This is a genomic window from Mesorhizobium sp. M0062 (assembly GCF_040323125.1).
Lineage (GTDB): Bacteria > Pseudomonadota > Alphaproteobacteria > Rhizobiales > Rhizobiaceae > Mesorhizobium.
The window spans coordinates 1-22,932 of sequence record NZ_JAMYUO010000020.1; the positions used below are offsets into that span (position 1 = coordinate 1).

The window sequence follows — 22,932 nt, forward strand, 5'->3', positions numbered from 1 at the left end:
GCCGTCGAGACCAATGAAAACTGGATGGAGGCCAACCGATACATCAACATGGACGACCTGCGCGAGCACAAGAAGCTCGCTCTGCGCCAAGCCGCATGACCAGCATCATGGCTGCCCCATTTTGCAGAACTTGACGCACACAACCGGGCTTCATTTATCTGGCAACCCAGCCAGATATGTATCACGCCACGCTTCCCTATTTACGGAAAGCAGTTCGCGGGCTTGTGAAATGGGCCGACAAAAACCGGGTAGAATCCATCGCCTTGCCAAAAATCGGGTCTGGGCTTGGCAAATTATCTTGGCTCGACGAGGTGAAACCCCTGCTTATGGAGCAGCTAACACCTGGGCCTACGCGGTACGTCGTCTATGAGACATTCTTGAACGAATTCGAGAATAACGCACCGCCTCGGCTCAAGTAGGAAGCAAGCTAAGCCGCCTCAGCCAGGCACTTGGCACACGTCCCCCGAAACTCGATGACCGCCTTCTTCGCAGCAAACCCGGTCGAGCGCACCCATTCGTCCAGCCGGTGGCCGACGTCATGGTCGGACATCTCCATCACCTGCCCGCATGTGTCGCAGATAGCGAAGGCTGTCATCGAATGCGTATGGTCGTGCGGTTCGGCGCAGGCGACGAAGGAGTTGAGGCTTTCCAACCGGTGCACGAAGCCTGACTTCACCAGGCTGTCGAGCGCCCTATAGACCTGTAGCGGCGCGCGGAAACCGCGCTCGCGCAGCTGGTCGAGAAGCGTATAGGCGCTGAGCGGTCCGCTGGCGGCCTCAAGCTTTTCGAGCACGCTCAGCTGATTCTTCGTCAGCACATCCCTTGCCGCCATGATCCCGTTTTCCGATCGTTTAGAGCATGATGCCGAAAAGTGTGAAGCGGTTCTCGGACGACATCATGTTCTATCTGTTTGATCCAGCGCCGCTCGCAAATCATTTCTGCCATGCGGCGGTCTCAATTCCCTTGAGATAGCGATGAAGCGGGCTTTTTGCCACTGTTTCCGTTATCGCCATCGACACCATGACTACCACCGCCGATTGACGGCACCGACCACATTCAAAATACTGACAAAATTCGCGACGAAAGGTGCCGCACTTGCAAATTCGATCGGGCTTGGGGAAGCAATTATGATCAAACTGACACGACGGACGCTGCTCGTCGGCACGTCGGCGCTTGTGGCTGCCGGTACGGTCTCGTTCCGCGCCCTCGCTGCCTCGCGCACCTATCACGCGCTGCTGGTTGCCTGCACCGACTATCCGAACCTGCCGCAGAAGAACTGGCTGATCGGGCCGAAGAACGATGCCGGCCTGGTGCGCGACTATCTCCTGAAGAACACGCCCGATCCGGTGAAGTTCTCGGCCGAGAATGTGATCCTGCTCGCCAAGGACGTCGAAGGCGCCAACGGCCCGCCGACGCATGCGGCGATCAAGGCCGCCCTTGCCGACCTCGCCGGCAAGGTGCAACGCGACGATTTCGTCTATCTGCATCTGTCGGGCCACGGCGCCCAGCAGCCGCAAGCCAAGGCCGGTGACGAGACCGACGGCCTCGACGAGATTTTCCTGCCGTCCGATATCGACAAATGGATCAACCGCGAAGAGGGCGTGCCGAACGCGCTGGTCGACAACGAGGTCGGCGCCGCACTCGACGCCATCCGCGACAAGGGCGCCTTTGTCTGGGTGGTGTTCGACTGCTGCCATTCCGGCACCGCGACGCGCGCCGCGGAAGTCGATGACGAACTGGAGCGCAAGGTCGAGTTCGCCGACCTCGTCGGCGGCGACGACGCGGCGAGAGCAGCCGCGGTGAAGGCCTATGACGACATCTCGGCAAGCGCATCGCGCGGTTTCGACGAGAATGGCGGCCGCAAGCCGGCCTTCAACCTGACGCCGACCGGCGCAGAGCCGATCGCCAGGGGCAAGCTGGTCGCCTTCTATGCCGCGCAGACGGTCGAGACGACGCCGGAAATGCCGCTGCCCAAGGGCACGCCCGACGCGCCGCGCTTCGGCCTGTTCACCTTCACCATCCTGTCGAAATTGGCCGAGAACCCCAACGTCACCTATCGCCAGCTCGGCCAGGCCGTGCTGCAGCAATATTCGGCCGACGGCCGCACAAGGCCGACGCCCCTGTTCGAGGGCGAACTGGACGCCCGCGTGTTCGGCACCGACAAGACCGACGCCGTCATGCAATGGCCGATTGCCGTCAAGGACGGCGATGTCGCGATCGGCGCCGGGCTGCTGCAGGGTCTGACCCCCGGCAGCAAGCTCGCCATTTTGCCTTCGGCGCTGTCGAAGCTCTCCGACGCCGTCGGCTATCTCGAAGTGAAATCGGCAAAAAACCTCGAAAGCCAGCTCGCACCGGTCGAATTCGACGGCAAGCCGGCGCTTGCGCCGACGGCGGTGCCCGCCGGCGCCTATGCGCGCGTTGCCGAACTCGCAGTCGACTACAAGCTGCTGGTGGCAAAGCCGGCGCCGACCGCAGGGCTCGAAAAGGAAACCGAGCTGGTCAATTCGGTTCTGGACGAATTGGTGGCGAAGCCGAAGTCCGGCTTCCACATCGCGCTGGTCGAGCCCGGCAAGAGCGCCGATCTGCGGCTTGCGGTGCTGCGCGAAAAATCCATGGACGGCGCTGCCGCCAACGCCAGCGACGAACCGGCGCTGTGGTTCCTGCCGGCGTCCGGCGACATCAGCTTGAAGGACGGCAGCAAGCCGCCGCGCATCGTCATCCATCAGGATGGCCGCGACAAGCTTGCGGAAAACACAGCCAAGACCCTGACCACGATCTTCCGCGCCACCGGCCTGTCGCGGCTCGCCGCGGCGTCCGACTACCGGCCGGACGAGGTCAGCGTCCAGTTCCTGATCAAGCGCCAGGACAGCGATGCGCTGGAGCCGATCGAATCGTCAACGGTGCCGCGCGTTTCGCCGGGCGATCAGGTACACATTGCGGCCAAGAACGAGTCCGACGAGTTCGTCGACATCAACGTGCTGTATATCGGCAGCGACTATTCGATCACCCACATCGTCGCCGAGCGGCTGGCCCCGATCAATCAGCAGGCCGATCAGGGCCTGAAGGAAGGGCTGCTCGCCTTCACCGACACCAGCTTCGGCATGGAGCGAATGATTGCCGTGCTGACCGAGGCGCCGCCGCAAAGCGAGAAAGAGGATCTGAGCTTTCTTGCCCAGGAAGGCGTGCGCGCCGTGACGCGTGCCGCATCGGGAACGCCTGGTTTTTCCGACATGCTGGCCGACATCGGCATGGCGCCGGCGACGCGCTCGGTGATGCGGCTTGCCGACAAGAGCGGTCCCAAAGGCGCGGTGATGATCTTCCCGATGGAGACGGTGCCCCGCGCCTGACCTGACATCGCTTCGCCGGCTCTTGCCGGCGTGATATATGAACATTCCCGGCTCGCGACACTTCTATGCGCCGCGGCTGGATGCAACAGATGAGGACATCAGTGACTATCCCCGTGCTCTCCTGGCGTGCAGCGACGGTCGGCCTTGCCGGCAGCCTGTTGCTGGTTGCCAGCGCCTCGGCGGACGAGAATTGCGGCCTGTGCGCCAAGCAGATCGTCACCAATTCCGAGCTCGCCACCTGCTTTCTCGACCAGTACGACCAGATCGCCAAGACCGGCAACACGGCCGTTGTCGTCGATCTCTCCAGCTGCGCCTCGCGCGGCGTGGTCGAGCCCTTGCCGTCACCAAGCAAGGCGGCTTCCGAACCGGACGTGCAGTTCATGATTTCGCGCACGCAGCTCGATTGCCTGAAAAAGAAGCTGGAGACACCCGGCATCGTGCTTGATCCCACCGCCATTATCCAACTGGACAGCTGCGGATGAAAAAGCCGGGGGGCGCTGCAACGCAAAAATCGCCGGCCACATCGGCGCCGGCACCGGCCAAGAAGCCGGCGACCTTGCCCGAAACCACCGAAGGCTTTCCGTGGCCGAGCAGTCACGAGATCAAGAAGGAAGCCAACCCGTTCACCGACCGCGACTGGCGCATGCTGATCTACGCCTGGTCGGGTCTCGCCGTGCGCCTGGCGATCGTCTTCACCTTGGGCTTCTCGGTCTTCCAGTTTCTCGCAAACCAGGAACAGAAGCGCGTCGAGCAGACGATGTCGCTGGTCGAGCTTTGGGAAAGCAAGGATTTTCAGCAGGCGCAACGCGCGCTCAAGGAGCGCCTGTCGGCACTCAACGCCAAATACGACAATCTGCTCAGCGCCACGCCGTCGCCAACCGAGGAACAGGTTTTCCGGCAACGCATCGGCATCGAGGCGATGACTGCCGGCGGCGGCACCATGCCGATCGCCGATTTCAACGACAATTTCGACCGCATCGTCTATTTCCTCAATCGTCTCTCCATCTGCGTCGAGGGCAAGCTCTGTTCGCGCGATGTCGCCGATGCCTATTTCCGCGACTACGCGGTGTCGTTCTGGAGCTATTTTGCCGGCTACATCGAAAAAGAACGCAAGGCCGGTTCCGCCAATTATGCCCAGGCGATCGAGAATTATGTGCGTCACGGGTCGCCGCCGCCCGCCGACTCCAAATAGCGGCGCAACAAGGTGCCGGGCAGCTCCCATCCCTTGCGTGCTATCCGGTGGCTAATCCTGGTCGGTCTTCTGGCGTTAACGTCAACCGCCGGTGCCGAGGACCTCGATTTCCATCTCGATCTCAACACCGGCGGCCACAGCGCCAGGGTCACCGATCTTGCCTTCACGCCGGACGGCGAGGGACTGGTCTCGGCGTCCGATGACAAGACCATCCGCATCTGGGACTGGCAGAGCGGGGTGACGCTCCGCACCATTCGCGGCTATCTTGGCAATGGCAATGACGGCAAGGTCTTTGCGATTGCCGTGTCGCCGGATGGCAAGACGATCGCCGCCGGCGGTTATTTCGGCGCCGGCATCGGCGACAAGCCCCCTTATGGCGATATCAGGCTGTTCGATTTCGCCACCGGCAAGATCAAAACCGTGCTCAAGGCCGCCGACTATGCCATCTATGATGTCGCCTTTTCACCCGACGGAAACACGCTCGCCGCCGGCGGTGGCGATGGTTTCGTCTACCTCTGGCGGGCGGACGACAAATCCGCGTCGGGCTGGACGCTGGCGGAAAAACTCGATGCCGATTCCTGGCGTGTGGAAAAGCTCGCCTTCGCCGCTGCGGGAACCCGGCTGGTGGCGACGACCACCGACAACGGCATAAGGCTCTGGGACATCGCCAAGTCAGAGGAAATCGCTTTGCCCGCCGAGGCCGAACCGCTGCGCGATGTCGGCGTCGCCGCACTCGCCGTGTCATTGGATGGCAGGCTGTTCGCCACCGGCAGCAAGGACGGCGACGTCCAGCTCTGGCAGGCCAGCACCGGCAAATTCGTCCGCGCCATGCCGAAGCAGGATTTCCAGATCGGCGCTCTGAGCTTCGCCACGGGTTCGCGGCTTGTGGCGTCATGCAGCTATCGCTGCGCCGACAAGCATCGCTCGGCGGTCTGGAATACCGACAGCGTCGAGCAACTGCTCGATTATAACGGCCATGACGGCACGGTCTTTGCTGGCGCCGGCAATGCCGACGGCTCGCTGGTGGCGACAGCCGGCGGCACCCGCAACGCCATCCAGGTCTGGAACCCCATGACCGGCGAGCGCAAGGCGCTGCTGCAAGGGGTCGGCGAACCGGTGACGGCGATCGGGATCGATGCGGCGAGCAGCTCCATCGCTTGGGGCAACACCAACCCCTGCCCTGAACGCGTGTCCTGTCCCGAGCTGCAGGGCACGCTGGACAAGGTGCTGGCGCTACCGACGGCCGAGCGGTTCTTCGAGGACCCGGTGGCGTTTGCGGAACAGGGCGCCTATGCCCGCGCGGCACTCGCAGAGGGTGAGTGGTCGCTCCGTGCTGTCCCCGGCGGCAAGGACGGCCTGGAGAATGCCGTGCTCGAAATCGCGAGCGGCGGAAAGGTGATGCACAGCATCGAGAATTCCGCCACCAATGGCTTCGTCCATTCGGCTTACACGCTGATCGGCAATGGGCTTGGCCTGATCACCGGCGGCAGGGACGGCACGCTGTTGGAATACAAAACCGCGGCCGCCGAGGTATCGGGTGAATTCACCGGCCACACCGGCGAGATCAACGCCATGGTTGCCGCCGAGAAGGAAGGGCTGTTGGTCACCGGCAGCGCTGACCAGACCGTGCGGCTGTGGAATTTGAAGACACACAAACTGATCGTGTCGATGTTCTTCGCCGGCTCCGAATGGATCGCCTGGATGCCGCAGGGCTACTATTATTCCTCCGCCGATGGCGACAAGTTGATCGGCTGGCACGTCAATCAGGGCCGCGACCACGAAGGGCGTTTCATCAGCGCCGGCCAGCTGAAGAAATATCTCTGGAGCCCGGAAATGGTGCGCCGGGCCATCATCCTGCGCAGCGCCGAACAGGCGGTCCAGGAAATGCGCCCCGGCGTAGACCGCCAGCTGGAAAAGCTGCTCGAGCGCAAACCGCCGGAATTCGGCATCAAGCTTGCCGCCGACCAGAGCAACGTCCGCGAGGGCTATGTCGCCGTCGAGATTTCGGGCGCGCAGGAAGCCGGCGCCGATGTCGCCGGATTTTCGATCCTGTCGAACAGCCGCAATGTCGGCAATGTCACGGCGCGCTCGGCCGATGGCGGCAAGAGCACCATCGTCGAAGTGCCGGTCGAGAATGGCGAGAACACCATCCGCATCACCGGCACCAATGAGTTCGGCTATTTGACCGAGCGCAGCGTAACGGCACTTGGCCAAAAACCCGAGAAGCCGGCCAACAAGGGCAAGCTCTACGTCGCCGTGATCGGCGTCGACAAATATCCCTTCCTCACCGATGCATGCGCCGGCCACGCCTGCGATCTGCGCTATCCCGTCGACGACGCTACCGAATTCCTCAAGGTGATCTCGCAGAAATCCGCGCCCTTGTTCTCGGCGATGGAGACGCTGGTTCTGGTCAACCGCGAAGCGCTGGATGAGGCGCCCGATGCCGGCAAGGACGTGTTCAAGGTCGCCAGCGCCGACAGCATCCTGGAGCCGGATTCCGACACGATCGACGACCAGCTCGCCGATTTCCTCGACAAACCCGGCGAGAACGACACCACCATCATTTTCGTCGCCGGTCACGGCATCAACATCGACGAAGACTATTATTTCATCCCCACGGACGGCCGCAAACAGGATCCCGACCGCTGGAAGCGCTCCTCGCTGGTCGACTGGGGCGACATCCAGAAATCGGTTGAGCGGGCCAAGGGCCTGCGCTTCATGCTGCTCGACACCTGCCACGCCGCCAACGCCTTCAACCCGCGCCTGGAAAAAGACGCGCAGGACGCACGCATCGTCGTCTTCTCGGCCACCGCTGCCAACAACACCGCCGCAGAACTGCCCGAGCTCGGCCATGGCGTCTTCACCTATTCGATCCTCGAAGGCCTGCGCGGCCGGGCCAAGACCTCCGACGGCGGCGTGACGCTGTTCGGCCTCGCCGACTACATTTCGCGCGAAGTGCTGCGGCTGACCGCGTCCAAGCAGAAGCCGTTCTACTATGTCGGCGGCGTGGAGAACATTGTGCTGGCTGAGCCGTGAGAGGTCGGCGCCCAGGCACCCCCCTCTGGCCTGCCGGCCATCTCCCCCGCAAGGGGGGAAATCAGTCTCTTCATTGCTGGAGATCTATTTTCAAGGTTGATGATTGGCGAAAGCCGAGGCGACATCCAATCTCCCCCCTTGCGGGGGAGATGTCCGGCAGGACAGCGGGGGGTGCCTGGGCACGGACCAGCATTCTGGTCTTTGCCACCGCCTTGCTTATCCTCTCAGTGCTTCAAGCGTCTGCCGCCCCCATCACCTGCCCGCCCGGCGACACAAACTTCCCGTCCTTCTACTCCGACCCCACACTCTTCACCGACGCCATCGCCGCCGTCGCCAGAATCGAGCCGTCCAACCAACGCCTCACCGGCATCACAGTCCCCCACCACCTGCTCGTCGCAGATCTCGTCGCACTCGGTTTCCACGCCGCGTCCGGCTTCCGCTACAAGCGCATCGTCATCCTGTCGCCGGACCATTTCCACGAGACGCAGAAACTCTTCGCCATGACGCCGCGCGGTTTTGAAACAGTGCTCGGTCCAGTCCAGGCCGACACGGAAGCCGTGCACCTTCTGGAAGCGAACAGCGACATGGTCGAAGACTCCTGCCTGTTCGCCAGGGAGCATGGCGTGCAGGCGATGCTGCCTTTCCTGCATCACTATTTCCCCGAAGCTGAAATCGTGCCGGTGGCGATGTCGGTCAAAGCCAAGCGAGCCGACTGGGACCGGCTGGCGCAGGCGCTGAAAGCGATCGTCGACAAGGACACGCTGATCGTCGAATCCACCGATTTCTCACATTATCTGCCGCAGCACGAAGCCAGGCGTTTCGACCAGCAGACGCTGAACATGCTCGCCGCCGGTTCGCTCGACGGCATCGCGGCGCTGCGCCAGCCGGATCACGCCGATTCGGTCGGTGCGCTCTATATCCAGACCAGGCTGCAGCGCGAACTGTTCGGTGCTGCGCCCCTGGTCGTCGCCAACGAGAACTCGCAGGCGCATTCGGGCGACTATGTCGAGCGCACCACCAGCTATGTCGTGGCGCTGTTCGGCGCCTTCGGCCCCGGCTTGAACAATCCTGCCCGTCCCGACGACAAGCTCTATTATTTCGCCGGCGACGTGAATTTCGGTCGCGCCATGATGAGGATCCTGGTCCGCGACGGTGTTGCCGAGAAGATCGTCGACAGCGTGCTGGCCCTGACCCGCTCGCGGCCGCTGATCGTCAATCTCGAAGGCGTCATCCTGCCCAACGTCCCTGAAGCGATCGACGACATGACGCTGGCGATGCCAACCGATCTCGCCATCGGCATGCTGAAGAAATTGCATGTCGCCGCTGTCAGCCTTGCCAACAATCACGCCTACGACCTCGGCCCGTCAGGCTATGCCGAGACGCTGGCCGCTCTGGACGCCGCCGGCATCGCCCATTTCGGCCAGGGCGAGACGCTGGCGCTTGCCGATCTCGACCTGGTCGGGCTGACCGACATTGATACCAACGGCTCCAGGAACACCGACCTTCTGACGCCTGCTTTGCTCGACCGGCTGCTGCACGACAATGCCGAGCGGCCGGTGATTGCCTTCGTCCATTGGGGCCGCGAGTACAAGACGGAGCCGTCGCCGCGCGAGGAGATGCTTGCCGACCAGATGCGGCTGCGCGGCGTCACGGCAATCGTCGGCGGCCATCCGCATGTATCGAGCGAGGCGATCCTTCCGCTCGGCGGCGGCGATGTTGCGGAGATCTATTCGCTCGGCAATTTCCTGTTCGACCAGAAGGCCGAACGATCGTCCGGGTCGATGCTGGAACTCAGGGTGTTCAGCCAGGGCACGATCTTTGCCAGGCTGATCCCGCTGCCCAATTATTTCGAGATGGGCTCGAAATAACGCGATTCCCGAAAGGACGTGACAGGACCTCAACAGCCTTGCATATCTTCCGGCAGATAGCAGACCGCCGGCTTGGTGCTGGTTTCAAACAGCGACTGCTTCGGCCTGAAATAGAAGAACGTGGCCGGCTTGCTCTCCCGTGTGCTGCCATCGGCGAAATGGGCGGCGATGCTGAAGCGATGGATCGACGACATTGACGACCACATTTTCAGCCGTGCCGTGTAGGCGCTGAGATGCTTATTGCCGCGCACCGGCATGGGGATGCTGTAATCGGTCTTGCCGATCGGAAATTCGATGTTCTGGTAGCGCAGCGCTTCGGGCGACGCGCCGCCGCCATCGCCGCATTCGGCGAGCGATTCTGGAACCTCGATGCTGACCAGCGAGACGATGACGCGAAACGGCTCGCTCTGTTGGTAGATAGCGCCCTGTTCGTCCGCCCAGGAATAATCGAGCTTGCCAATCCCGGTCACGCTCATTTTCTCGACGCTGCCGCTGATGTAATCGGCAACGTCGCCGAACTTGACCTTGTTGGCCACCTGGGCGCGGCAGACATCCAGGCTGTCCCTTGACGGGCAAGTGAAGCGCTCGGTCTCGAGCGTGGTTGTGTCGACGCCGGCTTCAATCAGCACGTTCTTGATCGAGACGTCGACGCCGTCGCCGAAAGTGCCGATGTCCTTCGTGAACGTGCGGCTCGGCTCGCCGGTCGCGTTGTCCTCCTCGTCGGTCCTGGTGAACTGGATCGACATCTTCATGTCTTTCACGTCGCCCCAGCCATTGTTGACGATCGAGAAGTCGGGGCGGAAGCCGACGCAGCCATAATGCTCGCTGATCGACAGCATCGGCTTGCGGTAGGCCTCGCTCGCGGCCACCTTCATTTCCAGGCTGTCGATCTTGACCCTCGACTGGTCGGTGGTCTTGAGGTCGACTTCGGCGAAGGCCGGCGCCGTCTCCCAGTCCATGCCTTCATAGACATTGCCGGTACGAATCTCTCCGGTGCCGTTCCAGGCATCATTGTACTGGTCCGACACCGGATAGATCGCGATGTCTTCGTCGCGCACCAGATGCTGGTACTGCATGTCGGCCTGCTGCGTCATGCGCTGGTCGACGGCAATGCCGATCTCGACCTTGTCGGCGGAACCGCCGCCGGTCTGCGCCTTGAGCAACCCGCCCACTCTGGCATCGGCCAGCACGTCGGGGCGCGCACCGCCGATCTCCTTGCCCATCGCCCATTGCGACCAGTAGACGGTGCCGCCGGGCAACCGGGTGCGGCCCTTGCCATCCTTCAGCCCATCGGCAAAAGAGCCGACGAATATCTTGCCTGTCCTCGTCTCCAGCCTGCCCTCGCCATTCGGCACACCGGCCCTGAATTGCCCTTCATAGCGATTGCCGTCGGCATCGACATGGATCGCATGGCCGTCGAGCTGGCCGGCGACCCAATGGCCGTCGAGAATCTCGCCCGAACGCAGCTCCAGCCGGCCTTGTCCTTCGGGGCGGCCATTCCTGATCTCGCCGAAATAGCTGGAATAGATCGTCTTGGGGTCGTAGCTCGCCGAGCCGCGTACGCGCCAGACCAGCCTGCCCTTGCCGTTGACGGTGCCGTCGGCTGCGACGGTGCGGTCCGGCGACACGCCGGCTGCCGGCTCCCAGGTGAAATCAAGACCCAATTCCGGGTGGGAATCCCAGACCCGTACATTCTTGCGCAGCACCGAACGTGTTTCGCTTTGATAGAGGATTTGCACCCGCTCGGCCCAGGCGCCATCGGGTGCGGCACCGCCTTGATCGGCCATAGCGGAAAAGCATGTCAGTGCGGCCAGCATGGATGCAGCCGCCATCGCTTTGACCCCGAAGATCATTCTTGCCCGCGCCATCTTACCCAACCCCTTGGATCGCCTAGCGTAAGCACCGCTGCAACACAGTGCAAGAGAGGTGTTTCGATACAAAAAAAACCGGCGGCAGGAACGTCCCGCCGCCGGTTTGGTAGTGCTGGTTATCGCCGCTGTTTGCCGGCGAAAGATCATTCAGCCTTATTTGTACAGGCTGTTGATCCACGCCACGTTGGCGGCGTTCAGGCGCACCGCAGTGTTGGCGTTGGGGCTTTCGGCCACGTTCACGCCGGTGACGATGCGCTGCTTGGCGCCATTATCATAGGCGTAGACCGAGCTGCCGCTCGATCCCGGATAGGTGTCGCAGTCGTACTGGAAATACTCCGCGCCGACGTTTTCGGCTTTCACTTCGCAGGTCGCCTTCCACATCGTTCCCATCGGCTTGTCGCCGGGGTAGCCAACGATGTTTGCGGTGAAATCGCCGAGGTTCTCATAGTTGGCATAACCCAGCCAGCCGAGATTGGTGCCGACATCCTGCTTCAGCGTGATGATGCCGAGATCCCACGGAATGACCGAGCCGTAGTAACCCTGATAATTGTCGATGAAGCCCTGCAAGATATAGACGCTCTCGTAGCTGAAAGCGCCAAACGGTGCATCGTCGGCGGTGTTGCCGTTGAGCGACGGCACGAAGATGACGTCGTCGAGCCAAGCCTTGTCTTCATTGCTGTAGAGGCAATGCGCCGCGGTGAGCACCGTGCGCGGACCGATCAGGGTTCCCGAGCAGCTGCCGTAACCGCTCTTGGCTTTGCCTTCGATATAGCCGATCGCGGTGAACGGGTACGTCTTGGTGTTCTTGATCTGCTCGCGGTCGTCGGCCCCGAACACCTGGCGGCCGGCTTCGTCGCCGCCCGTCAGCCCGGTCTTGTTGGCCGCTGGTGCGTTAGCGGGCGCATTCAGTTCCTTGATGACAAGGTCCTTCAGCGTCTCGCCGGCATCGATCTTGATGTCCTTGCCATCGGCGGAACGTCCGACGATGCCATAGGATTTGACCGCCGTGCCCTCGTCGGTCAGCGGCGCTGCCCGGCTGGCTTCATCTTCGGTCAGTTTCGGCGGCGCGATCGGCTTTGCACGGCCGGGCTGGTAGTCGCCCGTTCCGAGATCGCGCATGCTTTCGCCATTGCCGGCATTCGCTGAGCCGGGATCGGCGGCGAAGGCAGGCATCGTCCACAGTGCGGTGGATAGCAGTGCGGACGCAATGATAGTGCTTGTCAGTTTCGTCATGGTGAGACTCTCCCAAAAGTCAGCAAGGAGTGGAGCAAAATACAGAAATATTGTCGAGATCGTGGTGGAGTTAAAAAATTAGTTTGGTTACCCGCCCGTATCGGATCATCGGTCCGGGCGGCCTCGTTAAAGCCCTCCGCCAAACGCACCCGCGTCGATATACTGCCTAAAATAATCCAACATTGGCAATGACAAATCGCTTCCACGTAGCCCGTGGGGGGCTATAGGGTTTGGGTGGGCTCTGCCCGATGGGGCACGATTAGCAAAAGTCGTATTTCGGTTTTATGACCGCGCGGATGTCGTTCGTTCTGGCAGAAGGCGATCGAGGTACCGGTACCGCTTCTGTTGGTTATGCGTCATGGCGGCATGGCTCGGCATTTTTCATCTCAGGAGGGTTTCAAGGTGAACATTATCCATCGGTTCAGGCCGCTTGCCGCTGCATCGCTGCTGGGCATCGCGGCCGCTTTCCCCGCCGTCAACGCGCTCTATGCAGCCGACGACGCCGCCAGGCCGGAAGCGGCGGTCTCGCCGATGCAGCGCGTCGCCGAATCCCGGGACAAGGCCAAGGCCGAGAATCCCGACGGGGCCGACCGCGTCTATGGCGGCAAGGAAGCCGACAAAGGGGCCTATCCGTTCCAGGTGGCGCTGCTGACCAGCGCCCGGCTGGACCCCAGCCCGGCCTCGCAGCCGAACGCGCAATTCTGCGGCGGCAGCCTGATTGCTCCGCAATGGGTGCTGACGGCGGCGCACTGCCTCAACGACAAGGGCCGGCCGATTTCGCCCGACACGGTGACCGTGCTGACCGGCGCCACCGATCTTACCGAAGGCAAGCGCTACAAGGTGGTCGAGGTCATCGTCAACGAGGGCTACAGCGAACAGACGCTGGACAATGATCTCGGCCTGCTCCGGCTGGCGGAGCCCGCCGATGCGCCGGTCATCAAGATCACCAATGAGCCGACGCCAGACAGCGGCAAGACCACGGTCATCGGCTGGGGCAAGATGCAGGACGGCACCTTCCCGACCGCGCTGATGGTGGCCGATCTCGATCTCGAGCCGAGCGCTGCCTGCAACAGCGGCATCAAGTCGATCTATGCGCATGACCTGAAGGCGGCACTTGGCGATCTCTCGCATCGGATGCGTTATTCGGAAAAGGGCATCGATGCCGCCGCCAATGCGATCGCCGCCGATATGTCGGATCCGCTGACCAAGAACATGATCTGCGCCGGCACCGACAGCGGCGAACGCGACGCCTGCAACGGCGACAGCGGCGGTCCGCTGTTCATGACCGGCGCCAACGGTCCGGTCCAGGTCGGCGTCGTCTCCTGGGGCGAAGGTCCGTCCGACGGCACCGCCGCTTGCGGCCACAAGAATGCCTATGGCATCTACACGCGATTGGCCAACTATACGGGTTGGATCGAAGCCAAGATGAAGACCCCGGCTCCCGCAGCCGCGGCGGCGCCCAAGGCCGGTCTCGGCACGGCCAAGAAGCCCTGAACGGGCCCGAAGCTTGATAAACGCAAAACGGCGGGATCTTTCCCGCCGTTTTGATTCATGTCCGGTGCCGGCTGTTCCGCTTACTTCCGCGGCGGGCCTTTGCGCTCGGCCGACGCCGCCCACAGATTGATGTCGGACTCGCGTGCGTAAGTGTCGATTTCGGCGAGCTCGGCATCGCTGAACTCGAGCACCTTGAGCGCGCCGACGCAGTCCTCGACCTGTTCGGGCCGGCTGGCGCCGATCAGCGCCGAGGTGACCCGGCCCTTGCGCAGCACCCAGGCCAGCGCCATCTGCGCCAGCGTCTGGCCACGCTTGCCGGCGATCGCGTTCAGCGCCTGGATGTTAGCGATGGTCTTTTCGTTGATGAAGGCGGGCCGCAGCGACTTGCCTTGGCTGGCGCGGCTACCCTCGGGGATGCCGCCGAGATATTTGTCGGTCAGCATGCCTTGCGCCAGCGGCGAGAACACGATCGATCCGACACCGAGCCCTTCCAGCGTATCGAGCAGTCCGTCCTCTTCGACCCAGCGGTTGAGCATCGAATAGCTCGGCTGATGGATGATGCAGGGCGTACCGAGCTGCTTCAATATGTCGGCCGCCTCGCGCGTGCGCTGCGAATTGTAGGACGAGATGCCGGCATAGAGCGCCTTGCCGGAACGCACCGCATGGTCGAGAGCGCCCATCGTTTCCTCAAGCGGCGTATCCGGATCGAAGCGGTGCGAATAGAAGATGTCGACATAGTCGAGCCCCATCCGCTTCAGGCTCTGGTCGAGGCTCGCCAGCACATATTTGCGGCTGCCCCATTCGCCATAAGGCCCTGCCCACATCTCATAGCCCGCCTTGGTCGAGATGATCAGCTCGTCCCGATAGCCGGCGAAGTCGGTGCGCAATATCTCGCCGAAGGCGATCTCGGCCGAGCCGGGCGGCGGGCCGTAATTGTTGGCGAGATCGAAATGGGTGATGCCGAGATCGAAGGCCTTGCGCGCGATCGCCTGCTTGGTCTTGTGCGGCGTGTCGTTGCCGAAATTGTGCCACAGGCCGAGCGAGATCGCCGGCAGTTTCAGGCCGGATCGCCCACATCTGTTGTAGAGCATTTTCTCATAGCGGTGTTCAGCCGGCTGCCAGCGCATGGGTACAGATCCTGGATTGTATGGGTGTCGGCGCGCGCGCGCCGCCACCCGTCTACCTCATTTCTGCTTCGCCAACAGTCCTTTTGCGTCCTTGACGCCGAGTGCAGCCGGCCGCTCGCAGCTGGTCTGCATGGCGACGAACTTGCCGGTCTCGCCCGACCGCAACAGGCCGGTCATGACATCGACGGCATGCAGCGCGAGCTCCATCGAGCAACGATGCGGCCGGCCCTCGGCGATCGCCAGCGCCATGTCGGCAAGGCCTGCGGTGCGGTAGTTGGCCATCATGCCCTGGCCGTGCATTTCGTTGGGCACGCCGAACGGATGCTGCCATTTCGGCAGTTTCTTCACCGGTTTTGCCGCCTTGGTTATGCGCACGTCGCCACCGAAGAAATTCGGATCCGGCACGAACACCGTGCCCGTCTCGCCATAGAGTTCCATCGGCGCGTGACCATGCGCCCAGACGTCCCAGCTGGTGTTGAGCGTGATCACGGCGCCGTTCTCGAACTCCAGCAGGCCGTGGATCGTCGTCGGCGTGTTCACCGGGATTTTTTCGCCCGCGCGCGGTTTCGACGAGATCGTGCGTTCCTTGGCAGGCGTCGTCGCGAAGGCCGCCACCTGCTTCACCGGCCCGATCAGCTGGATCAGGTTGGTGATGTAGTAGGGCCCGATGTCGAGCACCGGCCCGGCGCCCGGCTGGAAGAAGAAATCGGGATTGGGGTGCCAGTGCTCCATGCCGTGGCCCATCACATGACAGGTGCCGCTGGTGATCTTGCCGAGCGCGCCGGTGTCGATGAGGTTGCGCACCAGCTGGTGCGCGCCGCCGAGGAAAGTGTCCGGAGCCGAACCGATGCGCAGCCCTTTCTTCTCGGCCCGGCTCTTGAGGTCGAGGCCTTCCTTGACCGACAGCACGAACGGCTTTTCCGAATAGACGTGCTTGCCGGCATCGAGGATCTGCTTCGACACCCCGTAGTGCACCGCCGGGATGGTGAGGTTGACGACGATGTCGATCTCGTCATCCTTGAGCAGTTCTTCGACGGTCTCGGCGCGCAGCTTGAACTCCTTCGCCCGTGCCTTGGCCGCGTCCATGTTGATGTCGGCGCAGGCGCGCATCTCAATGCCGCGAAACAGCGGCGCCAGCGAGAAATACGCTTTCGAGATGTTGCCGCAGCCGATGACGCCGATACCCAGTTTCTTTGCCATGATGATTGTTCCTAGTAAGCCTTGACGGATGCGAGCGAGCGGCTGGCGAAGCGCTCGATATCGTTGGGGTTGTCCTGTTCCATGACGTAATATTTGGCCGCGCTCTTCGCCCGAAGTGTCTTGATCAGGCCGGCCCAGTCGATGGTGCCGTGGCCGACATCCGCCCAGCCGTCCTCGTCAAGGCCTTCGCCTGACTTGGCCATGTCCTTGACATGGACGGCGCTGATGCGCTTGCCGTGCTTTTCGATCCACGGCAGCGGATCAACGCCACCGCGGACTACCCAGGCGACGTCCATCTCCCAGCCGATGTCGGGCGCAGCCGACAGGATGTGATCCTGCGGCACCGAGCCGTCGGCGAGTGTCTTGAACTCGAAATCATGGTTGTGCCAGGCAAAGCCGTAGCCGGCTTTTTTTGCGGTCTCGCCGACCTTGGCCAGACGCTCGCCAAAGCCGCGCCAGCCGGCAGCGTCGGCCGGCCGCTGCTCGGCCAGCAGATAGGGACAGATGACGAGCGTGATGCCGAGTGCGTCGGCTGTTTTGCGTACCCCGTCGAAATCATTCTCCAGCGCATCGATCGAGAAATGTCCGGTCGGCATCGAAAGCCCGTTCTTGTCGAGTTCGGCGCGGAACGCCGTGGGGTCGTCATAGACGCCGCCGAAACCTTCGACTTCCTTGTAGCCGAGCTTGCCGAGCATTTTCAGGATGCCGTCCCACGGCTGGAAATTGCGGGCGCTGTAGAGTTGGAATGACCAGTTCATCGTCTCTGTCCGTTTCTTGGGTGGTTAAGGCTTGGGGATGTTTTCGGGGGATCGTTTCGGTCGTTCTTGGGAGGATGGTTTGCGGATGATTCTAGAGGGTCACAGGCGATTGCCGGTCGCAGCGTCGAACAGCGAGGCGCGCGCCGGATCGAAACCGAACTGGATCGGATCGCCGCTGCGCAGCGTCCGTTCCGCTTCGACGCGGAAGGAGAAGTTGCGGCCGGCAAGCTTGGTCCACACCAGCGTGTCGGAACCCATCGGCTCAACGATCTCGACCGAACCGCCGGCGGAAAACGGCATCGACTTTGCAGCGTCACCGAAAGCGATGTGTTCAGGCCGGATGCCCAGCACGCAAGCGCCGGCCGGGCGCTCCGTGCCGTCAAAGGTATAGCGGTCGAGCGGCACCGAAACACCGTCGGTCCTGAACGCCGGAGCAGCACCGGCTTCCAGCTCCCCTTCGAGGAAATTCATCGCCGGCGAGCCGAGGAAGCCCGCGACAAAACGGTTGACCGGCCGGTTGTAGATCGTCTGCGGCGCGTCGAGCTGCTGGATGACGCCGCCGCGCATGACCGCGATACGGTCGGCCAGCGTCATCGCCTCGATCTGGTCGTGGGTGACGTAGATCATGGTGTTCTGCAGCTTGCGATGCAGAAGCTTGATTTCGACGCGCAGTTCCGAGCGCAGCTTGGCGTCGAGATTGGATAGTGGCTCGTCGAACAGGAAGACATCGACGTCGCGCACCAGCGCCCGCCCGATCGCCACGCGCTGGCGTTGGCCGCCGGACAAGGCCGCGGGCTTGCGCTGCAAAAGCGGCTCGATCTGCAGGATCTCGGCGGCGCGTGCGATGCGCTTGGCGATCTCATCCCTGGGCACGCCGGCAACGCGCAGGCCGAACGACAGGTTCTTCTCCACCGTCATTTGCGGATAAAGCGCATAGGACTGGAACACCATGCCGATGCCGCGATCCTTGGGCTCCTCCCAGGTGACGTTCTTGCCCTTGATGAAGATGCGGCCTTCGGAAATATCGAGCAGCCCGGCGATGCAGTTGAGCAAGGTCGACTTGCCGCAGCCCGAGGGACCGAGCAGCACGATGAACTCGCCCTCTGCGACCTCGAGATTGAGGGTCTGCAGCACCGATACAGAGCCGAAGTTCAGGGACAGGTCCTGGATCGAAACGCTGGTGCCGTTGGCTGCCGTCATCGCCATCACCCTTTCACCGCACCGGCGGCGATGCCGCGCACGAAAAGCTTGCCGGAAATGAAGTAGACGATGAGTGGCACAAGGCCGGTCAGGATGGTGGCGGCCATGTTGACGTTGTACTCCTTCACGCCTTGCACCGAATTGACGATGTTGTTGAGCTGCACCGTCATCGGATAGGTGTCGGGGCGGGTGTAGACGACGCCGAACAGGAAGTCGTTCCAGATGCCGGTGACCTGCAGGATGATGGCGACGACGAAGATCGGCAGCGACATCGGCGCCATGATCCGCAGGAAGATGCCCCAGAAGCCGGCGCCGTCGACCCGTGCCGCCCTGAACAGCTCTTCTGGCATCGAGGCAAAATAGTTGCGGAACAAAAGCGTGAGGATCGGCATGCCGAAGATGGAATGGACGATCACCAGGCCGCTGAGGCTGCCGTAGAGGCCGATCTCGCGCAGGATGATGACGATCGGATAGATCATCACCTGATAGGGGATGAAGGCGCCGACGATCAGGATGACGAAGAATGTGTCGGCGCCCTTGAAGCGCCAGTTGGCGAGCGCATAGCCGTTCACCGAGGCGATCGCGATCGACAGCAGCACTGACGGCACCGTGATGCGCACCGAATTCCAGAAGCCGCGCGAAAGCCCGTCGCAATTGAGGCCGGTGCAGGCCGTCGCCCACGCCTTCACCCACGGTTCGAACGTGATTTCGAGCGGCGGCGAGAAGATATTGCCCATCCGTATCTCGGGCATGCCCTTGAGCGACGTGACCACCATCACATAGAGCGGCAGCAGATAGTAGACTGCCACCACGATCAGCGTGCCATAGAGGAAGATGTTGCGGCGCGAGAAGACATGCCGCGGCTTCGGCCCGCGCGGCCCCGAGGCTTCGCGCTCGGCGGCACCCGCGCTGGCGGGCAAAGGGACGGCCGGGTCAGCCACGCTTCCTGCCTCCGAATTCAAGGTAGGCCCACGGCACGACGACGATCACCACCGAGAGCAGCATCATGGTCGAGGCGGCGAAGCCCTGGCCAAGATTCTGTGCGAAGAACATGTAGTCATAGACATATTTGGCAGGCACTTCGGAGGCGATTCCGGGGCCGCCACTGGTCTGGGCGACAACGAGGTCGTAGACCTTGACGATCCCCGACGCGATGATGACCAGCGTGGTGATGAAAACCGGCCGCATCATCGGGATGACGATGAACAGATAGGTCTTCCACATCGGGATCCCGTCTACCCGCGCCGCCTTCCAGATGTCCTCGTCGATGCCGCGCAGGCCGGCCAGCATCAAGCACATGATGAGCCCGGTGCCTTGCCACAGCGCCGCAATCGAAATGCCGTAGATGACGATGCTGGAATTGTAGAGCGGGTCGAAGTTGAAGCTCGTCCAGCCGAGGTCCCGCACCACATGCTGGATGCCGAAATCCGGATTGAGCAGCCACTGCCAGACCAGGCCGGTGACGATGAAGGAAAGCGCGAACGGATAGAGGAAGATGGTGCGGAACGTGTCCTCGAAACGGATCTTCTGGTCGAGAAGCGCTGCAAGCAGGAAGCCGATGACCAGTGAGAACACGAGCGAGATCGCGCCGTAGATCAAAAGGTTCTCGATCGAGATCAGCCAGCGCGGCGTCGCCCACAGCCGGTAATACTGGTCGAGCCCGGCGAAATTCAGCCGTGGCAGCAGCTTCGAATTGGTAAAGGAATAGAACACCGTCCAGACGGTGCCGCCGACGAAAACCACCGACGCGGTGAGGATCATCGGGATCGAGGCGACCTTCGCATTGATGTTGCGGAACAGCGGGTTGGGGCGTTCGCTCTTGCTCATCTCGTCAGCCGGCTGGGTAAGGGCGGTGCGATCCCGGCCCTGCTTTCGCAAGGCCGGGAGCGAGGTGTATTGCCTCCAACGTCAGTCTGCCGAAGCGATGAGGTCGGCGAAGCGCTTCTGCGCGTCTTCGATGGTCAGGTCCGGCTTGGCGAAGAATTCGGCGAAGAGATCTTCCTTCTGCTTCTGGGTATCCTGCGAAAGCAGTTGGTCAGTCCACGGAATGACGGCGCCCTTGGCGAGGATCGCCAGACCCTTCTTCATGCAGTCATTGGCCGCGTTGAGATCGACGTCGCCGCGCACCGGTAGCGAGCCCTTCTTGAGATTGAAGGCGACCTGAGTCTTGGGGTCGAGCAGCGTCTCTGCCAACACCTCCTGCGCCTTGGACTTGTCGGCGTCCTTGAGCAGCGGGAAATAGAAGGCGTCGCCGCCGGTGGCGATCACTTCGTTCAGACCGAGGCCCGGCAGGCAGGCATAGTCCTTGCCGGCGACCTTGCCGGCAACCTGGAACTCGCCTTGCGCCCAGTCACCCATGATCTGGCCACCGGCCTTGCCGGTGATGACGAGATTGGTTGCCTGGTTCCAGTCCTGCACATTGGTGTTCTTCGCCATCTTGCGGGCATCGTCGGCGGCCTTGAAGACCTTGGCGATCTCGGGCCCGGCGGCGAACTTGGCATCCTTGTCCTTGTAGACCTTAAGGAACGCGTCGGTGCCGCCGACCGCCGCCAGCAGCACGTCGAAGGCGCCGGAAGATTGCCAGGCCTGTCCGCCGACAGCGAGCGGGATGATGCCCGCCTTTTCCAGGGCGGGCGCTGCCGCCACGAATTCATTCCAGTCCTTCGGCAGCGGCACGCCGGCCTTCTCGAAGGCTTCGTTCGACAGCCACAACCACTGCCAGGAGTGGATATTGACCGGCACGCAATAGATCTTGCCGTCGATGGTGCAGCTGTCGAGCAGGCTCTTCGGCCGCACGATTTCCGTCCACTTGCCCTTGGTGGCGACATCGGTGAGGTCGCGCATCAGGCCGGCCTGCACCAGTTCTTCGGCCTGCCGGCCGTGATTGAACTGGGTGGCGCCCATCGGATCGCCGCCGGTGATGCGGCTGATCATGATCGGCCGTGCCGTGCCGCCGGATCCGGCAATGGCGCCGTCGACCCAGTGATTGCCGGTCGCGTCAAAAGCCTTCGCGAATTCCGCAACCGCCGCCGCCTCGCCGCCGGACGTCCACCAATGGGTCACTTCCAGGTCGGTGGCGGCCGCCGGGCCGGCAAGCTGAAGCGCGGCCGTCGCGGCAAGGGCAGCGGTCAAAAGTCTATAGCGCATTTCGGTTCCTCCCAGAATCTGAAACGTTACAGATTTTCGATACGGCAATTATGCGGTGCGTGCAACCCCTGAGATAAACGCGCTCGAATGTTTTTTCGAGGCGCGAACAAATTCGTTGCGTGCAAACCGGCAAACTCCGCGCAAAACCGGGTGCTGCGCTGCAAAATCATGCTGCAGCGCAAGAAAAACGTCTCGAACCTGATTCTCGCGCAACGTTTCTGGCCGCCAAAACCCTGCCAAAACCATGGCTTGAGAGACCCACTCGCTGCGATGTTGGAAATCTGTAACGTTTCAGTATATTGAGGCCTGACGGCGAAGAACCGTGCCACATCGTCATCGAAGCGATTGTCGGCTGGTCCGGCGGCTGCTATGCGCCTGACGGGGCGGGACGAATGGACAGGGACCAGACGGAGAAGGACGACGAGGCGTCGGCGCATGAGCGGCCGACGCTGAAAACGCTTGCCTTCATGACCGGGCTCGGCGTCACCACCGTCTCGCGCGCGCTCAAGGATGCACCCGAGATCGGCGCCGAGACCAGGCGGCGGGTTCAACTCGTCGCCAGGCAGATCGGCTACCGGCCGAACCGCGCCGGCGTGCGCCTGCGGACTGGCAAGACCAATGTTATCAGCCTCGTGCTCAATACCGAGCGCGAGATCATGAGCTTTGTCTCGGACATCATCTACGGCGTCTCGGAGGTCATTGCCGACACACCCTATCACCTGATCGTCACGCCCTACTCGCGCTCGCAGGATCCGCTGGACCCGGTAAAGTATCTGGTCGAGTCCGGCTCGGCCGATGGCGTCATTATCTCACGCACGCAGCCCAACGACCCGCGCGCCCGCTACATGCTGGAGCGTGGCATACCCTTTGCCACGCATGGCCGCACCGATATGGGGCTTGTCCACCCCTATCACGACTTCGACAATTACGCCTTCGCCGCCGAAGCGGTGCGCCATCTGGCCAGCGTCGGCCGGCGCCGGCTGGCGCTGGTAGCGCCGCCGGTCGGGCTCACCTATTACGACCACACGGTCAATGGCTTTGCCGACGCACTGAGCGAGGTCGACGCCAGCGAAGTGCCGTTCAACGCTGTTTCGATCGACCAGTCGATCGATCAGATCAGGACGCGGACCGCGCAGTTGATGCGCCGCGACGTCAGGCCGGACGGTTTCGTCAGCAGCGCCGCCGCAGCAACGCTGGCCATCGTCGCCGGCATCGAGGATGCCGGCCTGAAACTCGGCCGCGACGTCGATGTCGTGTCCAAGCAATCGTCGGAACTGCTGCATCTGTTCCGCCGGGAGTTGCTGATCGTCAACGAAGACTTCCGCCTCGCCGGCACCGAGCTTGCCCGCGCCGTGCTGGGCTGGATAGGCGGCGCGGCACCTGGCTCTTTGCAGACTGTGGTCAAGCCAGGCGACGTCGTCGCGTATCAGGGCTGACTGGCACGACCGGAGAGGCCGCC

Annotated in this window: 18 protein-coding genes; 8 read left to right on the forward strand and 10 right to left on the reverse strand. The window is 62.5% G+C overall.

The window, feature by feature from the left end; all coding sequences use genetic code 11:
- The first annotated feature begins 176 nt into the window (after positions 1–176).
- Entirely contained in the window at positions 177–419 is a 243-nt protein-coding gene (locus NKJ64_RS21520) for a macro domain-containing protein (protein ID WP_352463277.1), read from the forward strand.
- Positions 420–427: 8 nt separating this feature from the next.
- On the opposite strand, the gene NKJ64_RS21525 is transcribed toward NKJ64_RS21520, so the two are convergent.
- The gene (locus tag NKJ64_RS21525; RefSeq protein ID WP_023686595.1) at positions 428–832 is read right to left on the reverse strand and encodes a Fur family transcriptional regulator; all 405 of its coding nucleotides are present in this window, start codon (positions 830–832) and stop codon (positions 428–430) included.
- A gap of 295 nt (positions 833–1,127) precedes the next feature.
- On the opposite strand from NKJ64_RS21525, the gene NKJ64_RS21530 reads away from it, so the two are divergent.
- From NKJ64_RS21530 to amrB, 5 genes are all read left to right on the forward strand, one after another.
- On the forward strand, positions 1,128–3,347 hold the full coding sequence (locus NKJ64_RS21530) for a caspase family protein (protein WP_027049728.1): 2,220 nt from the start codon (positions 1,128–1,130) through the stop codon (positions 3,345–3,347).
- An 89-nt stretch (positions 3,348–3,436) separates the two neighbouring features.
- Entirely contained in the window at positions 3,437–3,829 is a 393-nt protein-coding gene (locus NKJ64_RS21535) for a hypothetical protein (protein ID WP_352463278.1), read from the forward strand.
- Entirely contained in the window at positions 3,826–4,539 is a 714-nt protein-coding gene (locus NKJ64_RS21540; protein ID WP_023686599.1) for a DUF4760 domain-containing protein, read from the forward strand. Before NKJ64_RS21535 ends, NKJ64_RS21540 begins: the two co-directional genes overlap by 4 nt.
- 33 nt (positions 4,540–4,572) lie before the next feature.
- Positions 4,573–7,575 (forward strand): hypothetical protein, encoded by a 3,003-nt coding sequence (locus NKJ64_RS21545; RefSeq protein WP_352463279.1) that lies wholly within the window; start codon positions 4,573–4,575, stop codon positions 7,573–7,575.
- A gap of 149 nt (positions 7,576–7,724) precedes the next feature.
- Entirely contained in the window at positions 7,725–9,443 is a 1,719-nt protein-coding gene (gene amrB / locus NKJ64_RS21550; protein WP_352463280.1) for an AmmeMemoRadiSam system protein B, read from the forward strand.
- Between the two features lie 29 nt (positions 9,444–9,472).
- Here the strand turns inward: amrB and NKJ64_RS21555 are convergent, their stop codons facing one another.
- Positions 9,473–11,275, reverse strand: coding sequence for an MORN repeat-containing protein (locus NKJ64_RS21555; RefSeq protein WP_352463281.1), 1,803 nt, complete (start codon positions 11,273–11,275; stop codon positions 9,473–9,475).
- Positions 11,276–11,467: 192 nt separating this feature from the next.
- Complete coding sequence (locus tag NKJ64_RS21560) at positions 11,468–12,547, reverse strand: trypsin-like serine peptidase (RefSeq protein ID WP_352463282.1); 1,080 nt, start codon at positions 12,545–12,547, stop codon at positions 11,468–11,470.
- A gap of 402 nt (positions 12,548–12,949) precedes the next feature.
- On the opposite strand from NKJ64_RS21560, the gene NKJ64_RS21565 reads away from it, so the two are divergent.
- Positions 12,950–14,041: a S1 family serine peptidase gene (locus NKJ64_RS21565; protein ID WP_023713445.1), complete on the forward strand. Its 1,092-nt coding sequence runs from the start codon at positions 12,950–12,952 to the stop codon at positions 14,039–14,041.
- Positions 14,042–14,121: 80 nt separating this feature from the next.
- Here the strand turns inward: NKJ64_RS21565 and mgrA are convergent, their stop codons facing one another.
- The 7 genes from mgrA to NKJ64_RS21600 form a co-directional block, all read right to left on the reverse strand.
- The gene (gene mgrA / locus NKJ64_RS21570; protein WP_023686605.1) at positions 14,122–15,168 is read right to left on the reverse strand and encodes an L-glyceraldehyde 3-phosphate reductase; all 1,047 of its coding nucleotides are present in this window, start codon (positions 15,166–15,168) and stop codon (positions 14,122–14,124) included.
- Positions 15,169–15,225: 57 nt separating this feature from the next.
- Complete coding sequence (locus NKJ64_RS21575; protein WP_023669799.1) at positions 15,226–16,368, reverse strand: Gfo/Idh/MocA family protein; 1,143 nt, start codon at positions 16,366–16,368, stop codon at positions 15,226–15,228.
- An 11-nt stretch (positions 16,369–16,379) separates the two neighbouring features.
- Entirely contained in the window at positions 16,380–17,126 is a 747-nt protein-coding gene (locus NKJ64_RS21580) for a sugar phosphate isomerase/epimerase family protein (RefSeq protein ID WP_023669800.1), read from the reverse strand.
- A gap of 99 nt (positions 17,127–17,225) precedes the next feature.
- Positions 17,226–18,326, reverse strand: a complete 1,101-nt coding sequence (locus NKJ64_RS21585) for an ABC transporter ATP-binding protein (protein WP_023686606.1) — start codon at positions 18,324–18,326, stop codon at positions 17,226–17,228.
- Between the two features lie 5 nt (positions 18,327–18,331).
- On the reverse strand, positions 18,332–19,267 hold the full coding sequence (locus tag NKJ64_RS21590; RefSeq protein WP_023669802.1) for a carbohydrate ABC transporter permease: 936 nt from the start codon (positions 19,265–19,267) through the stop codon (positions 18,332–18,334).
- On the reverse strand, positions 19,260–20,153 hold the full coding sequence (locus NKJ64_RS21595) for a carbohydrate ABC transporter permease (RefSeq protein ID WP_023683029.1): 894 nt from the start codon (positions 20,151–20,153) through the stop codon (positions 19,260–19,262). Before NKJ64_RS21595 ends, NKJ64_RS21590 begins: the two co-directional genes overlap by 8 nt.
- An 81-nt stretch (positions 20,154–20,234) precedes the next feature.
- The gene (locus NKJ64_RS21600; protein WP_023683028.1) at positions 20,235–21,473 is read right to left on the reverse strand and encodes an ABC transporter substrate-binding protein; all 1,239 of its coding nucleotides are present in this window, start codon (positions 21,471–21,473) and stop codon (positions 20,235–20,237) included.
- A 392-nt stretch (positions 21,474–21,865) separates the two neighbouring features.
- On the opposite strand from NKJ64_RS21600, the gene NKJ64_RS21605 reads away from it, so the two are divergent.
- Positions 21,866–22,909: a LacI family transcriptional regulator gene (locus NKJ64_RS21605; protein WP_023683027.1), complete on the forward strand. Its 1,044-nt coding sequence runs from the start codon at positions 21,866–21,868 to the stop codon at positions 22,907–22,909.
- Positions 22,910–22,932: the final 23 nt, after the last annotated feature.